Source organism: Pseudoalteromonas sp. Isolate3, assembly GCF_022398505.1.
GTDB lineage: Bacteria > Pseudomonadota > Gammaproteobacteria > Enterobacterales > Alteromonadaceae > Pseudoalteromonas > Pseudoalteromonas apostichopi.
The window spans coordinates 1-1,373 of record NZ_JAKEVN010000252.1; the positions used below are offsets into that span (position 1 = coordinate 1).

General features: G+C 38.2%; 2 protein-coding genes. Both read left to right on the forward strand.

Annotation, left to right across the window (positions count from 1 at the left end):
• Positions 1 to 85 precede the first annotated feature (85 nt).
• Positions 86 to 718, forward strand: a complete 633-nt coding sequence (locus L1D46_RS20660; RefSeq protein ID WP_239978169.1) for a sulfotransferase — start codon at positions 86 to 88, stop codon at positions 716 to 718.
• Between the two features lie 45 nt (positions 719 to 763).
• A complete protein-coding gene (locus L1D46_RS20665; RefSeq protein WP_130051507.1) occupies positions 764 to 1,336 on the forward strand; it encodes a tRNA-(ms[2]io[6]A)-hydroxylase in 573 nt (190 codons plus the stop codon).
• The last annotated feature ends 37 nt before the right edge of the window (positions 1,337 to 1,373 follow it).

Sequence of the window (1,373 nt, forward strand, 5' to 3'; positions counted from 1 at the left end):
TTATTATACAATTAAAGAATAACCAATTACCTAAGTTAACTCCTGTAGATGATAAGTCTCTGTGGTTATCACTTGATCAGGTGCCATGAGCTCAAAAATTTTTATAATCGGTTTACCACGAACCGGCACAACCAGTATATGTAACAGCTTTTTAGAACTCGGCTATAAAACCTCGCACACAGCCTATACCCAACAAGCAATTACCAACGCAGACGTTATTGCCGACACCCCTGTATTTAGTGAATATGTTTTACTCGATAAACACTTTGCAAACAGCCGCTTTATAAATCTTGAGCGCGACTTAGCTAAATGGCTACCATCAATCAGGCAGCTATTAACACGTATGCACACTAATTTAATGCGCCCAGACGGTGGCTTTAATATCCACTTAAAACGCTGTTATCTTGAAGTGTTTGGCCACTATAGTTTGGTAGATTTAGAATCTGATGAGTATTTAACAGCCTGTTATCAGCGCCATCAACAGCAAATAGCAGATTACTTTAAAGGCTGTGAACATCAATTACTAACACTTAATGTTGCTGACCCTAATAGCCCGCAACTATTGCAGCAGTTTTTAAGCACGGAACAACCAATCAGCTTTAAACAGCTTAATATTGGGGGCAAGGTCACAGCTTGGAATGATATAAAACACCCAGATAAAGTGTCATCAACCCGAAGTGGTAAAATTGATAAATCTCTTGGTTATAATCATAAGTAAAATACGCTAGAATCGCCGCCATTATAAGTTAAGTTGTTCCTTATTATGTTTGAATTAAAATACCACACGCCATTTGAATGGACAGAAGGAGTCTTGGCTGACTTCAATACCTTTTTACAAGATCATGCTGCAGCAGAAAAAAAAGCCTCTGGTATGGCTATGTCTATGCTTTCACACTACCCAGATCGTCGTAAGCTCGTTAAAGCTATGACTGATTTAGCGTTAGAAGAAATGATTCATTTTAAACAAGTTTTAAAATTACTAATGGAACGTGATGTTTCCCTTGGTAATGATCAAAAAGATCCTTACATCAAACAAATTCGCGCGGTTTTCAGAAATGGTCGTGATGAATTCTTAATGGACCGCTTATTAGTCGCAGGAGTAATAGAAGCTCGCGGACATGAGCGTTTTTCGCTTGTCGCTGAAGCCTTACCAGCAGGTAAAGAAAAAGAGTTTTATGTCGCGATTGCTAAATCAGAAGAAAAACATAAAAACTTATTCGTTGAACTTGCCTACGAGTATTTCGATAAGCAAGAAGTTGATGCTCGCCTTGAAGAAATCCTTATCGCAGAAGCTGAAATCTGTAAAAATATACCGTTTACAGCGGCACTTCACTAGTACTGATGTTAATGTATTAGGCTAGTTTGCCTAATAC